We start from the raw sequence: 206 nt of genomic DNA on the forward strand, positions 1-206 counted from the left end.
GGCGAAAATGTGTTAATTGAAATGCAGGCTGTAAATGTACCAGCTTTTGGCAAAAGAATTCTTTATAACACAGCCAAAATGTATGTAAATCAACTAAAATTAGGGGAAGTTTATCCAGAATTGAGAGCAGCAATAGGTGTAGCGGTGACGGATTTTATTATGTTTAATGAACATAATAAAGTGATTTCACAATTTACTCTGAAGGA

1 protein-coding gene is annotated in these 206 nt (G+C 33.5%); it reads left to right on the plus strand.

All coding sequences use genetic code 11. From position 1 onward, the window contains the following. On the plus strand, window positions 1-206 hold a 206-nt coding region (locus tag PL8927_RS27865; protein ID WP_197047583.1), incomplete at both ends, for a PD-(D/E)XK nuclease family transposase.

Source organism: Planktothrix serta PCC 8927 (genome assembly GCF_900010725.2).
In the GTDB taxonomy this organism is placed as follows: Bacteria; Cyanobacteriota; Cyanobacteriia; order Cyanobacteriales; family Microcoleaceae; genus Planktothrix; species Planktothrix serta.